This window comes from Pedobacter suwonensis (assembly GCF_007833675.1).
Taxonomy (GTDB): domain Bacteria; phylum Bacteroidota; class Bacteroidia; order Sphingobacteriales; family Sphingobacteriaceae; genus Pedobacter; species Pedobacter suwonensis.
This window is the reverse complement of sequence record NZ_CP031708.1, coordinates 4,617,539-4,631,104: the sequence shown is the minus strand read 5'-3', so window position 1 is coordinate 4,631,104 and position 13,566 is coordinate 4,617,539. Positions and strand designations below refer to the sequence as shown.

The window sequence follows — 13,566 nt, the reverse complement described above, 5'->3', positions numbered from 1 at the left end:
AAGGGTTGCCAGATAACTGGCAACCCTTTTTTCACACTTCTATGATGTTAAAAATCTATCCTACAAGAATTTCATTATTATCAATTATCTTGGTTTCGTTGTTGGTTTTCGGTGCATGCTCTAAAGCCAAAACTCAAGTCTATAATCCTGACCTCAGCATTAAAAAAAACCTTAGTGATGAGCAATTGCTTGACCTCGTTCAAAAACAGACTTTCCAGTATTTTTGGGATGGTGCAGAACCGACATCTGGTGCCGGTCGCGAACGTTATCATATAGATAATGTTTATCCCGAAAACGACAAGAACACCGTTGCAACCGGTGCTACCGGTTTTGGCTTGATGGCTATTTTAAGCGGGATTGACAGAAATTATGTGTCTAAAAGGGAAGGTTTAGACCGGTTAAATAAAATATTGGATTTTCTATCCAAAGCAGATCGCTTTCATGGTGCCTGGCCACACTGGATTTATGGTGAAACCGGTAAGGTACGTCCATTCGGACAAAAAGACAACGGAGGCGATCTTGTAGAAACATCATTTGTTGCACAGGCGTTAATCTGCATTAAAGAATATTATAAAAACGGAACAGATGCCGAAAAAGCTTTAGCTGAAAAAGCTGACAAACTTTGGAAAGGCATTGATTTTAACTGGTACCGCAATGGTAGCCAGAATGTATTGTACTGGCATTGGTCGCCAGAATACCAGTGGGAAATGAATTTTCCTGTTAAAGGCTATAACGAATGTTTAATTATGTACGTAGTGGGAGCATCTTCTCCTACCCATAGTATACCTGCCGAAGTTTATCACGAAGGTTGGGCCAGAGGAGGTGCAATTAAAGCAAATTTCGATCTATACGGGCATCATATCCCTTTAGATTATCAAGGTGCAAAAAATTCTGTGGGTCCATTATTCTGGGCGCACTATTCCTATTTAGGTTTAAATCCTAAAGGATTAAAAGACCGCTATGCCAATTATTGGCAAAACAATGTAAATCAAACATTAGCCATACATGATTATTGCGTGGCTAATCCAAAGAAATTTAAAGGCTATGGCCAAAATAGCTGGGGTTTAACGGCCAGTTATTCTGTAAAAGGATACGCCGCTCACAGTATTCAGGAAGATTTTGGCGTAATCTCTCCTACCGCAGCAATATCCTCTATCCCCTATACCCCAAAAGAATCGATGAAAGTAATCAGGCACCTCTACGAAGATCTGGGAGACAAAGTTTGGGGAAAATACGGCTTCTACGATGCTTTTTCCGAAACTGATAACTGGTATCCTCAAAGATATCTGGGCATTGATCAGGGACCAATGGTAGTGATGATCGAAAATTACCGTTCAGGTCTGCTCTGGAAGTTATTTATGGGAAATGAAGACGTACAGAATGGTTTGAAGAAACTGGATTTCCAGTTTCAACCCTAATATCAGATTGTATATAAATGTTTAGCCATCATATATTTTAAATTAAATCTACAGAACCATGAAAAAAGTAATTTTAATATTAACAGCAATAATAGGATGTATAATCCTTAATTCAGGCTTCACTAACGTGAATGAAGCTAAACATAAAACTATAAAATCAAAATTCGCTACGGTAAATGTAACTGCAACAAACGCCACCACTGATGGAGTATATGTGAAATTAGAAAATAATACCAGCGGTGGTGTTTATTCTTTCTTTATACCACCAAATTCACCTAGTGGAACTGTTATCGGACAGATACCGGAAAACGGAGATGTATATACTGTTACACTAACCTCAACAGGCGGCGCACATGATATGTGGGTGTACTGGGAACACCAATCGCACGTTACCGGCTTAACAGTAAGCGGAATGTCGATAGGCTGCTCAAGCTGTGCAAGAATTAACATTTTCAATTAATTAACCAACGAATGATGGCTAAACATTTATTCAAAATATTTCTGTTAACAGTCCTGTTCTGCGGTACTTATACCACATTTGCCCAGCAAAAAACCTATTGTAATCCCATCAATGTAGATTATGGTTACACGCCTTTCGAGTCTTTTACTGAATGGGGCAAACACAGGGCTACAGCCGATCCGGTTATTGTAAACTATAAGGGCGATTTTTACCTGTTTAGTACCAACCAATGGGGTTATTGGCATAGTGCCGATATGCTGAACTGGAAATTCCACGAAAGAAAATTCTTACGACCATGGAACAAAACCAAAGATGAGCTCTGTGCGCCAGGCGTGGGCATTGTTGGCGATACCATGGTGGTTTTTGGCAGCACTTACACCAAAAACTTCACCCTTTGGGGCAGTACAGATCCTAAAGGGAATAAGTGGTTTCCTTTGGTTGACTCCTTGGAAATAGGTGGTTGGGATCCAGCCTTTTTTACCGATGATGATGGTAAATTTTATATGTACAATGGTAGTAGCAATAATTACCCCATGTATGGTGTAGAGCTCGACCGCAAAACTTTTAAACCCAAAGGTACCCGTACACCAATGTATTTACTCGAAAGCTGGCGCTATGGCTGGCAACGCTTCGGCGAGTATATGGACAATACCTTTCTTGATCCCTTCGCCGAAGGTGCCTGGATGACCAAACATAATGGCAAATATTATTTCCAATATGGCGCACCGGGAACCGAATTTAGCGGCTATTCAGACGGTGTGGTTGTAGGTAACAAACCGCTGTTTTATGATACGCCTACCACACCGCAATCAGATCCGTTAAGTTATAAAGGTGGGGGATTTTCACGCGGTGCGGGTCATGGAGCAACCTTTCAGGATAATAACAAAAATTACTGGCACATTTCTACCAGCATTATCTGCGTAAAAAACACATGGGAACGCCGCATGGGCATCTGGCCAACTGGTTTTGATCAGGACGATGTAATGTGGACCAATACCGCATTTGGCGATTATCCGCTTTATTTACCTGCCGAAAGGAAAGAAAGTGGACCTGCCGGTCCCGGGTGGATGCTCATTAACTATAAAAAACCGGTAACTGTATCTTCTACCCTTGGCGGCTTTAACGCCAATAATGCGGTTGATGAAAATATTAAAACGTATTGGAGTGCTAAAACAGCTGATAACGGCGAATGGATCCAGACTGATTTAGGGAGCCTTGCAACCGTTAATGCCATACAAATTAATTATGCTGATCAGGATGCCGAATTTTTAGGAAAACAGATAGGAATTTATCATCAATATAAAATCCTTTCATCATTTGACGGCAAAAAATGGACGACTTTGGTTGATAAAAGCCAAAACAAAACAGATGTTCCGCATGATTATATCGAATTGCCAAAGCCGGTTAAAACCAGGTTTATCAAAATGGTAAACATCCATATGCCTACCGGGAAATTTGCCATTAGTGGCTTACGCATTTTCGGCAATGGGAATGGCGAGAAACCCTCTCAGGTAAAAAACCTGATCGTTTTAAGAACAGAAAAAGATAAACGTAGTGCCTATATCAAATGGGAACCTGTTGATAATGCATTTGCCTATAACCTTTACTATGGTACAGCCCCGGATAAACTGTACAACTGCATCATGATCCACGATTTTAACGAATACTGGTTTAAAGCGATGGACAGTAAGAAAGCGTATTATTTTGCTATGGAATCCATCAATGAAAATGGCGTTTCGGTAAAAACCGAAGTAAAAAAAGTTGATTAAAATAAATGTTCACAAATAAACAGCTCGCGCCCGTTTCTAACGAGCGCGGACAAAGCCAATCGTTTTTAACGATTAACAGTAAAACAATAGAATCGTTAAGTTTTCAGGCATTCGTTTTTAACGAGTGCCGGCAAAAATTTGATCAATAAAGAATAAAACACATATATAATGAAGAGAGCGAATATCCTGGTTGTTTTTTTAACCCTTTTTGTGCTGAACGGATCGGCACAGACCAAAAAAACTGTTTCGGCAGAAGAAGCAAAGATGAATACCTTCATCAGCAACCTCATGGCGAAAATGACCGTTGATGAAAAAATAGGTCAGTTGAATTTGCCAAGTTCGGGTGATATTACTACAGGACAGGCCAACAGCAGCGACATCTCAAAAAAAATTAAAGCCGGACAAGTTGGGGGTTTATTCAACATCAAGGGTGTAGATAAAATTAAAGCGGTACAAAAAATAGCGGTAGAAAACAGTCGTATGAAAATTCCATTGCTATTCGGAATGGATGTGATCCATGGGTACAACACTGTTTTCCCGATTCCTTTAGGCGTTAGTTGTATCTGGGATATGGCAACCGTGCAAAAATCGGCCCGTATAGCTGCTATAGAAGCCAGCGCAAGTGGAATTAACTGGACCTTCTCCCCTATGGTCGATATTTCCAGGGATCCACGCTGGGGACGCATCTCAGAAGGAAGTGGGGAAGACCCTTATTTAGGTTCGCAAATTGCCGCCGCCATGGTGAAAGGTTATCAGGGAAAACTCCAGGCCAATAACGAGATTTTAGCCTGCGTAAAACATTATGCGCTTTATGGGGCTGCTGAAGCAGGTAGAGACTATAATACAACCGATATGAGCAAAGTGCGGATGTACAACGAATATTTCCCGCCCTATAAAGCTGCTGTTGATGCCGGTGCAGCTAGCATTATGGCTTCCTTTAACGAAGTGGATGGTATCCCGGCTACGGGAAGCAAATGGCTAATGACAGATGTTTTGAGAAATCAATGGGGCTTTAAAGGTTTTGTAGTGACTGATTATACCGGCATCCCTGAAATGATTGCGCATGGGATGGGTGATTTACAAACTGTTTCCGCCCTGGCACTGAATGCCGGCATTGATATGGACATGGTAGGCGAAGGTTTTTTAGGCACTTTAAAAAAATCATTGGCAGAGAAAAAAGTGGGTATCGCACAAATAGACCGTGCCTGCCGCTTAGTGCTTCAGGCCAAATACAAGTTGGGTTTATTTACAGATCCTTATAAATTTTGCAATACAGAAAGAGCAGAAAAAGAGGTTTTTAGCCCGGCTAACCGCCAGGTGGCACGCGAAGTTGCAACAGAAAGTTTCGTGCTGTTGAAAAATAACAATAATCTACTTCCCTTAAAAAAATCAGGTACCATTGGTTTAATCGGTCCTTTGGCAGATAATACCGCTAATATGTATGGTACCTGGAGCGTTGCTGCACTTTTTGACAAGTCGGTAACGGTACTACAAGGTTTAAAAAATGTATTGGGTGATAAAGCAAAAATATTAACTGCACGCGGTGCAAACTTCCTGGCAGATTCTGCTATGGAGCAGCGTTATGTAAACATCCACAACCCAACATACAAACGTGATCCACGTACAGAAGCTGAAATGATTAAAGAAGCTTTAGAAGTGGCAAAAAAATCAGATGTTATTGTAGCCACTATTGGAGAAGGTTCTGAATTTACAGGCGAAAGCAGCAGTGTAACCGATATCCAGATTCCTGAAACACAGAAAAACCTTTTAAAAGCTCTGGCTAAAACTGGTAAACCTGTGGTATTGGTCCTGTTTACAGGTCGCCCTTTGGCATTGAATTGGGAACAGCAGAATATACCGGCAATTTTAAATGTTTGGTTCCCGGGTAGTGAGGCAGGAAATGCAATTGCCGATGTCCTCTTCGGGGATGTTAATCCCTCAGGCAAACTGAGCGCAACTTTTCCTCAAAATGTAGGTCAGGTGCCGTTGTATTATGCCCATAAAAATACCGGCCGTCCACTGGCTGAAGGTAAATGGTTCGAAAAATTCCGCTCCAATTATTTAGATGTAAGTAATGATCCATTGTATCCTTTTGGTTTTGGTTTAAGCTATACAACATTTAATTATAGCGATGTTAAACTGAGTGCCAATACCTTAAGCAAAGGAAAATCGATCACAGCATCGTTTACTTTAAGCAACACCGGCAAATATGACGGTAAAGAAGTTGTTCAATTGTACATTCAGGATCTTGTTGGAAGCATTACCCGTCCGGTTAAAGAGTTAAAAGGCTTCCAAAAGATTAATTTAAAAGCCGGAGAAAGCAAAACGGTTACATTCAATATTTCCGAAAAAGACCTTAAATTTTACAATTCTGATTTAAAATTCGCTGCAGAACCTGGTGATTTCAAGGTATTCATCGGTACAAATTCCCGCGATGTAAAAGAAGCATCTTTTACATTGAAATAAAGACAATTAGGTTCGGTTATCAACCCTGAGCTATTGTAAAGTAGCCAGGGTTTTTTATTTTTGCTGAATGAACGATCAGGATCTCAAAAAGCACAGCTACTAATAAGCCCTATGATCGCTTCGTTTCTACTATAAACCAATCGAACCTACACGCTCGAAAACCAGACATAATCAAGTACAATTAATAAACAAACAGATGAAAAAGATTATTCTAACAATTTGCATTCTTTTTCCTGTACTCTTTTTAAATGCTCAGGACTTAAAAAAATACGACAGGGGAAGTTTTATTAAAGGAAAGGACTCTATTTACTACAGGGTTTTATTTCCGGAGAATTTTAATCCCAACCAAAAATACCCGATCGTTTTCTTTTTACACGGAAGCGGAGAAAGGGGCAGTGATAACGCCAGTCAACTGGTACATGGTGGAAAATTATTTTTAAGAAATGATATAAGGAAAAATTTCCCTGCTATAATCGTTTTCCCCCAATGTCCGCAGAACGATTATTGGGCTAATGTTAATATTGAAAAAAATGCCAATGGCAAAAGAACGTTCAGCTTTGTAGAAGGCGGTAAACCAACGAAAATAATGCATGCCTTACAGGGAATGATCAAAGATTTTCTTAAAAAACCTTATGTAAACAAAGATCGGGTTTATGTTGGCGGCCTATCAATGGGCGCTATGGGTACCTATGAATTGTTGAGGAGAGAGAGGCGTAAATTTGCGGCAGCCATTGCTATATGTGGTGGCGACAATACCAATAACATTAAAAAGTATAGAAAAATACCGCTTTGGATTTTTCATGGTGCAAAAGATGATATTGTAGATCCGGCATTATCTATGGCCATTGCCGAACGGCTAAAAAGTATTGGTGGGGAGGTTAAATTCACGCTGTACCCTAACGCAAACCACAATAGCTGGGATAATGCATTTGCCGAACCAGAGTTATTAAGCTGGTTGTTTTCGCATAAGAAATAGTAAGTTAATCGAACCTCGCAGGTTTCTCGCTATCGTCACCCTGATCCGATGGCTATCAGATTTATTTCACTTTCTTCAATAGATGTTAAAACACCTGTCCTACCAGCCGGAAGTTCAGCAGAACGACAAATTTAAAAGAGATAATGTAAAATTGATTTTCAGGTAAAAGAATTGGAAAGCAGGGTTTGGTAGATGATCGGTTTCGAAAGCCCTGCCATCCGCTTTACTCGCACCAATTGAAAAAATTGATGCTCCTGCCCGCTCCTGTCAGGTTTAACTTACCTGGGTTAACCTAGGTAACCTAGACCCGACAAAAACGGAAAGCCCGGAGGTTGAGGAACGAAGCCGAGGACTTGAAGTGGTGGCGGGACTGCCGTAACCGATAAATACAGGTTTTGCTCTCCAAAAAACAAAACTTCAGAAATCTTAAGGTCATGCAATCTTTGCACCTCACTAAGCGCTTAGTCTAACCCATATAAATTTGGAACACGTAATTGGGTGTTCTTAGCGAAACGATAAGACGAGATAATAGGAAATTGTTCTAATCATAATTAAATTGTTCGATAAATCAAATATCATCATATCCAGACCTTGCAGGTTTTAAAAACCTGCAAGGTCTAAATGCAAAAAAGGCCTGAAGAAAATCCCCAAGCCTTATTCAGTAAATATCAGTTGCACTTACTCTGCCATATTGTGGTAAACTGCCTGCACATCATCATCTTCCTCCAACTTATCAATCAATTTTAATACATCAGCAGCCTGCTCTTCAGTAACCTCATGGTGAGATAAAGCAATGCGCTCCAATTTTGAACTTTTCAACTCAATACCTTTCTCTTCCAGCGCTTTCTGCAAAGAACCAAAGTTTTCGAAAGCACCTTGCGCCACCACGATATCGTTTCCTTCCTCATCGGCCTCCACATAAAGCTCTTCCAAACCAGCATCAATTAACTCAAACTCTAATTCTTCCAGATCCAAACCTTCTACAGGTACAAAACGGAAAATAGATTTACGGTTAAAAACAAAATCCAGCGATCCGGTTTTACCTAAAGTACCGTTCGTTTTATTAAAATAACTACGTACGTTTGCGACCGTACGGTTGGTATTGTCAGTAGCTGTTTCAATTAAAACGGCTACACCATGTGGTGCATACCCTTCGTATACAATTTCCTCATAGTTAGCCATCGATTTATCAGAGGCACGTTTAATTGCAGCCTCTACCCTATCTTTTGGCATATTTACCGCTTTGGCATTTTGTATCGCTGTACGTAAGCGGGAATTGGTTTCCGGATGAGGTCCTGATTCCTTTACCGCCATTACAATATCTTTACCAATACGCGTAAACTGAACAGCCATTTTGGCCCAACGCTTAAATTTTCTCTCTTTTCTAAATTCGAATGCTCTTCCCATTATTTTAGTATTGAGATATGAGATGTAAGAGGTGAGACCTTAGGCCTTCAACCTTCCAACCCTCTACCTATATCTTATTTTTTTAAATTATTTAACATATCAATTGTCAGTTTCGATAAATCGAATGCTGGTTTCCACCCCCAGTCTTTTACTGCATAACTATCATCAATAGAGCGTGGCCAGCTGTTTGCAATTTGTTGACGGGGATCGTTATCGCTGTAAGTCAGCGTAAAATCCGGAATATGTTTTCTGATTTCAGCGGCCAAAACTTCAGGTGTAAAACTTACCCCCGCAAAATTATAGCTGCTACGCACTGAAATCTGGTCTGCCGGAGCATCCATTAGCTCAATTGTTCCGCGGATCGCATCATCCATGTACATCATAGGCAGCTCTGTTTCTGCATTTAAAAAACTTTGATAACTGCCTTTTTTTAATGCATCATGAAAAATGTGGATCGCATAATCCGTCGTTCCCCCTCCCGGAGCAGCTTTCCAGCTGATGAGTCCCGGATAACGGATGCTACGAACATCCAATCCATATTTTTGGTTATAATATTCACACCAGCGCTCACCTGCCAGTTTACTGATTCCGTAAACCGTATTCGGATCCATGATACAATATTGTGAAGTATGATCTTTTGGCGAATTTGGTCCGAATACAGCGATAGAACTTGGCCAATATACTTTTGCCGTTTTATATTCTAAGGCTAAATCTAACACATTTAGCAAACCGTTCATATTTAAATCCCAGGCTAGTTTTGGGTTTTGCTCACCGGTTGCCGATAATAATGCCGCCAGGAGGTAAACTTGTGTGGGTCTGTATTTATGGAAAATGCCATTGATCATTTCTTTATCAAGTACATTCACAAATTCGAAAGGTGCAGAGTTTTTGATATCATAATCCGGCCTGCGTATATCGCACGCAACAACGTGATCATCACCATATATTTTACGTAACGTCGTTACTAACTCGGTGCCAATTTGACCGTTAGAACCTAAAACAACAATTTTTTCCTGCATATTTTTTTTGAGATTGAGCAAAGGTAAAAAAATGAGATAAAAGGCAATAAAATATTTTAAGATGACGTTTAAACCTTTAATATATAAACCGGGAAGTTTATTGACCGGATAAAGGATCAGATCAAGAAAAAATGCTAACCAAAAACTACCAACTCAGTCTGATGAACTTTAATCAATTGTGATTGATAAAACCGCTAAATTAAAAGCCACGTTATACCTGATTTTTGCCTGAAAAATCTTCATTTTTAGATTTATATTTCAAAAACCCATTTATATATACTAAATGTATTTTTTACACCAAGTAAAATTTAAATAAAAACACCGTTTAAAACACCGCTGAGCTACAAATTGGCCTCTATTTAGAATAATTCTACTCAGTAACAATCATATTTCATACAGTTAATTTAATTTAAAAAATTCATTCTTTACGCTATATTTTTGCTAATATTACTAACTCAACACATAAGTAACCAAAATATAAAATCATAAATACGATGCACAGAAGAGAAGCACTCAAAAACGTTGCATTTTTGCTGGGTGGAGCAATCTCGGCAAGTACAATGGGCGTGTTATTTGAAAGTTTTACGCTCCCCGAAAATGAAAAAAACTTTGTAAACTATTCACTGGAAGACGAAAAGATTTTTGCTGAATTTGCTGATATTATCGTTCCTACTACCAAATCATCTGCAGGTGCCAAAGCAGCTGGATTAGGTAAGTTTATTCCGATGATGATGAAAGATTGTTACCCTGCCACCATGCAAACTTCCTTTGCAAAAGGCTTTAAAGATTTTCAGGCAAAATCGATGAAAGATTTTGGCAAAAGTTATCTTGCGTTAACACCTGCCGACCGCACAAAGTTAATGATCGATTTGAGAGCTATTGCACTTGCTCAGAAAGAAAGCAAATCAGAAGATAATAAAGATTTAGCTTATTTTTTCATAACAGCAAGAGATTTAACCCTGCTCGGTTACTATTCTTCAGAAATTGGTTGTACCAAAGCGAGGGAATATGTCCTTATTCCGGGCCGCTATGATGGCAACGCGCCTTTAAAACCTGGCCAAAAATCCTGGGCTACCTCCTAACAACAACTACAAAACACCATGAATTTAAATACGAATTTAAAAGCAGAAAATACTTACGATGCTATTGTTATAGGATCGGGGATTAGTGGCGGCTGGGCTGCAAAAGAACTTACCGAGAAAGGTCTACGTGTACTGATGCTCGAAAGAGGAATGAACATTGAGCACATTACCGGTTATGAAAATGCGATGAAAAATCCATGGGATTTTAAACATGCAGGCAGACTTACCGAAGAGCAAAAACGTACCCACCCGGTACAAAAAAGGGATTATCCATACCAGGAAGCAAACGAAAAATGGTGGGTAAACGATTTAGAATGCCCGTATACCGAAGATAAACGTTTCGATTGGTACCGTGGTTTCCATGTAGGAGGTAAATCATTGATGTGGGGCCGTCAAAGTTACCGTTTAAGCGACCACAACTTTGAAGATAATGCAAAAGATGGCCATGGAAACGACTGGCCGATCCGCTATGCAGAACTTTCTCCATGGTACGATTATGCAGAACGTTTTGCGGGTATCAGTGGTTCTAACGAAAACTGGCCAACTTGCCCGGACGGGCAGTTCCTGCCTCCGATGGATTTAAACATTGTAGAAAAATCGGTAAAAGCGCGGATAGAAGAACATTATAAAAGAGAACGGATTATGATGATTGGCCGTGTGGCTAACCTCACTGTTCCGCACAAAGGCCGTGGCAATTGCCAATACAGAAACCTGTGCAGCCGCGGTTGTCCGTTTGGCGCTTACTTTAGTACGCAGTCTTCAACCCTGCCTGCGGCAATGGCAACCAAACGTTTAACTTTGCGTCCATACTCAATCGTAAATCATATCATATATGATAAGGATACCAAGAAGGCTAAAGGCGTAATGGTTATTGATGCAGAAACCAATAAAACGATGGAGTTTTATGCAAAAATCATTTTTGTAAACGGTTCTACATTAGGCTCTACATTTATCTTATTGAATTCAACATCAGAAGCACATCCTAATGGACTGGGCAATGGCAGCGGCCAGTTGGGCCATAACTTAATGGATCACCATTTCCGTTGCGGAGCTTCCGGAGAGGCTGAAGGCTTTGACGATAAATACACGTATGGTCGCCGTGCAAACGGTATTTATGTACCAAGATACCAGAACATCGGTAAGGATAAACGCGACTATTTACGTGGTTTCGGTTACCAGGGCGGTGCGAGTAGAAGCAACTGGCAAAATGATGTTGCTGAATTATCGTTTGGTGCAGATCTGAAACAAAAAATGACCACTCCGGGAAAATGGACCATGGGATTGGGCGGTTTCGGGGAAATGTTGCCTTACTACGAAAACAAGGTTTACATTGATAAAACCAAAAAAGATAAATGGGGTCAGCCTGTATTGGCAATTGATTGCGAATACAAAGAGAACGAGAAAAAAATGCGTGTGGATATGATGAATGACGCTGCTGAAATGTTAGAAAGAGCAGGCATAAAAAATATCAGAACATATGATAATGGCTGCTATCCGGGCATGGCGATCCACGAAATGGGTACTGCCAGAATGGGTAACGATCCAAAAACTTCAGTGCTCAACAAATGGAACCAGATGCACGAAGTGAACAATGTTTTTGTAACCGATGGATCGTGCATGCCATCAATCGCTTGCCAAAACCCTTCGTTAACATTTATGGCGCTAACTGCGCGTGCTGCTGATTATGCAGTAAAAGAACTAAAGAAAAAGAATATCTAGAAAGGGTTTAAGGTAGAAGGTTTAAGGTGTAAGGTTAAAAAACCCTATGCCCTAAACCTTTAGCCCTATACCCCATAATTCAAACATGAAAAGAAAATTAAGAATGGGCATGATAGGCGGTGGAAAAGACGCCTTTATCGGTGCCGTACACCGTTTGGCCGCTAACATGGATGGCCTGATCGAATTATCTGCCGGAGCGCTAAGTGTAAATCCTGAAGTTGGATACGAATCTGGAAAAATGCTTTTTCTTCCCGATAACAGGATTTACAACAACTATGAAGAAATGCTGACCAAAGAAAGTGAGTTGCCAGCAGACGAAAGAATAGATTTTGTAACCATTGTTACCCCAAACTTTGCCCACTTTGCCCCGGCAATGATGGCATTGGACAAAGGATTTAACGTTGTGATTGAGAAACCAATGACGTTAACTTTAGAAGAAGCAAAAGAACTTCATGCTAAAGTGGAAGAAACGGGATTAACCCTTTGTTTAACCCACACCTACTCTGGATATCCAATGGTTAAGCAAGCCAAACAAATGGTAAGCGAAGGCAAATTAGGTGCTATCCGTAAAATTGTAGTAGAATATCCGCAAGGCTGGTTAAGCACACTTTCTGAACGTGAAGGCAATGCGCAGGCAGCCTGGCGTACCGACCCTTCTAAAACTGGTAAAAGTGGTTGTATGGGCGACATTGGTACACATGCAGCACACCTAGCTGAATATATTTCGGGATTAAAAATCACTAAAATTTGTGCTGATTTAAATATTGTAGTTCCCGGCAGAGCCATTGATGATGACGGTAACGTACTCTTAAAATTCGATAATGGCGCCAATGGCGTACTGGTGGCCTCACAAATTGCTGCCGGCGAGGAAAACGCATTGAAAATCAGGGTTTATGGCGAAAAAGGCGGCTTAGAATGGCACCAAATGGAACCCAATACCATGATTGTAAGATGGTTAGACGCACCAGCTCAGATCTACAGAACAGGTAACGGCTATATGGATAGTTTTGCAAAACACAATACCCGTACACCGGGTGGCCACCCTGAAGGTTATTTAGAGGCTTTTGCCAATATCTATAAAAACTTTGCACTTACTGTAGATGCAAAATTAAACAATGAACAACCTACGCCAGAAATGCTTGATTTCCCCGGAACCTCAGATGGAATCAGAGGAATGGCATTTATTGAAAATGTAGTGGCTTCTGGCCAATCAGACCAAAAATGGTTCGACTATAAAATATAACAACCCG

The 13,566-nt window shown here is 40.3% G+C and carries 10 protein-coding genes; 8 read left to right on the top strand and 2 right to left on the bottom strand.

The genetic code is table 11. The annotated features are described in order from the left end of the window. The first annotated feature begins 41 nt into the window (after positions 1 to 41). The 5 genes from DV942_RS19160 to DV942_RS19140 all read left to right on the top strand — a co-directional run bounded on the left by DV942_RS19160 (position 42) and on the right by DV942_RS19140 (position 7,089). A complete protein-coding gene (locus DV942_RS19160; RefSeq protein WP_244950746.1) occupies positions 42 to 1,418 on the top strand; it encodes a glucoamylase family protein in 1,377 nt (458 codons plus the stop codon). A gap of 58 nt (positions 1,419 to 1,476) precedes the next feature. Beyond that, positions 1,477 to 1,878 (top strand): lactonase family protein, encoded by a 402-nt coding sequence (locus tag DV942_RS19155; RefSeq protein WP_145860230.1) that lies wholly within the window; start codon positions 1,477 to 1,479, stop codon positions 1,876 to 1,878. Between the two features lie 11 nt (positions 1,879 to 1,889). Then, positions 1,890 to 3,647, top strand: a complete 1,758-nt coding sequence (locus DV942_RS19150) for a discoidin domain-containing protein (RefSeq protein ID WP_244950745.1) — start codon at positions 1,890 to 1,892, stop codon at positions 3,645 to 3,647. A gap of 168 nt (positions 3,648 to 3,815) precedes the next feature. Further along, entirely contained in the window at positions 3,816 to 6,113 is a 2,298-nt protein-coding gene (bglX, locus tag DV942_RS19145) for a beta-glucosidase BglX (RefSeq protein ID WP_145860228.1), read from the top strand. 196 nt (positions 6,114 to 6,309) lie between these two features. After that, entirely contained in the window at positions 6,310 to 7,089 is a 780-nt protein-coding gene (locus DV942_RS19140) for a carboxylesterase family protein (protein ID WP_145860226.1), read from the top strand. A gap of 678 nt (positions 7,090 to 7,767) precedes the next feature. On the opposite strand, the gene DV942_RS19135 is transcribed toward DV942_RS19140, so the two are convergent. Together DV942_RS19135 and DV942_RS19130 are read right to left on the bottom strand one after the other, a co-directional pair. Next, positions 7,768 to 8,496, bottom strand: a complete 729-nt coding sequence (locus DV942_RS19135; protein WP_090986162.1) for a YebC/PmpR family DNA-binding transcriptional regulator — start codon at positions 8,494 to 8,496, stop codon at positions 7,768 to 7,770. Between the two features lie 74 nt (positions 8,497 to 8,570). Beyond that, the gene (locus DV942_RS19130; RefSeq protein ID WP_145860224.1) at positions 8,571 to 9,515 is read right to left on the bottom strand and encodes an NAD-dependent epimerase/dehydratase family protein; all 945 of its coding nucleotides are present in this window, start codon (positions 9,513 to 9,515) and stop codon (positions 8,571 to 8,573) included. A gap of 494 nt (positions 9,516 to 10,009) precedes the next feature. Here DV942_RS19130 and DV942_RS19125 point away from each other — a divergent pair, with 494 nt between their 5' ends. The 3 genes from DV942_RS19125 to DV942_RS19115 all read left to right on the top strand — a co-directional run bounded on the left by DV942_RS19125 (position 10,010) and on the right by DV942_RS19115 (position 13,559). After that, positions 10,010 to 10,597, top strand: coding sequence for a gluconate 2-dehydrogenase subunit 3 family protein (locus tag DV942_RS19125; protein WP_145860222.1), 588 nt, complete (start codon positions 10,010 to 10,012; stop codon positions 10,595 to 10,597). A gap of 18 nt (positions 10,598 to 10,615) precedes the next feature. After that, complete coding sequence (locus DV942_RS19120) at positions 10,616 to 12,316, top strand: GMC oxidoreductase (protein ID WP_145860219.1); 1,701 nt, start codon at positions 10,616 to 10,618, stop codon at positions 12,314 to 12,316. 85 nt (positions 12,317 to 12,401) lie between these two features. Beyond that, complete coding sequence (locus DV942_RS19115; RefSeq protein WP_145860215.1) at positions 12,402 to 13,559, top strand: Gfo/Idh/MocA family protein; 1,158 nt, start codon at positions 12,402 to 12,404, stop codon at positions 13,557 to 13,559. Positions 13,560 to 13,566: the final 7 nt, after the last annotated feature.

Coding starts and splice junctions, on each gene's coding strand:
- DV942_RS19160 (WP_244950746.1), top strand. CDS start 42: ATGATGTTAAAAATCTATCCTACAAGAATTTCATTATTATCAATTATC.
- DV942_RS19155 (WP_145860230.1), top strand. CDS start 1,477: ATGAAAAAAGTAATTTTAATATTAACAGCAATAATAGGATGTATAATC.
- DV942_RS19150 (WP_244950745.1), top strand. CDS start 1,890: ATGATGGCTAAACATTTATTCAAAATATTTCTGTTAACAGTCCTGTTC.
- bglX (WP_145860228.1), top strand. CDS start 3,816: ATGAAGAGAGCGAATATCCTGGTTGTTTTTTTAACCCTTTTTGTGCTG.
- DV942_RS19140 (WP_145860226.1), top strand. CDS start 6,310: ATGAAAAAGATTATTCTAACAATTTGCATTCTTTTTCCTGTACTCTTT.
- DV942_RS19135 (WP_090986162.1), bottom strand. CDS start 8,496: ATGGGAAGAGCATTCGAATTTAGAAAAGAGAGAAAATTTAAGCGTTGG.
- DV942_RS19130 (WP_145860224.1), bottom strand. CDS start 9,515: ATGCAGGAAAAAATTGTTGTTTTAGGTTCTAACGGTCAAATTGGCACC.
- DV942_RS19125 (WP_145860222.1), top strand. CDS start 10,010: ATGCACAGAAGAGAAGCACTCAAAAACGTTGCATTTTTGCTGGGTGGA.
- DV942_RS19120 (WP_145860219.1), top strand. CDS start 10,616: ATGAATTTAAATACGAATTTAAAAGCAGAAAATACTTACGATGCTATT.
- DV942_RS19115 (WP_145860215.1), top strand. CDS start 12,402: ATGAAAAGAAAATTAAGAATGGGCATGATAGGCGGTGGAAAAGACGCC.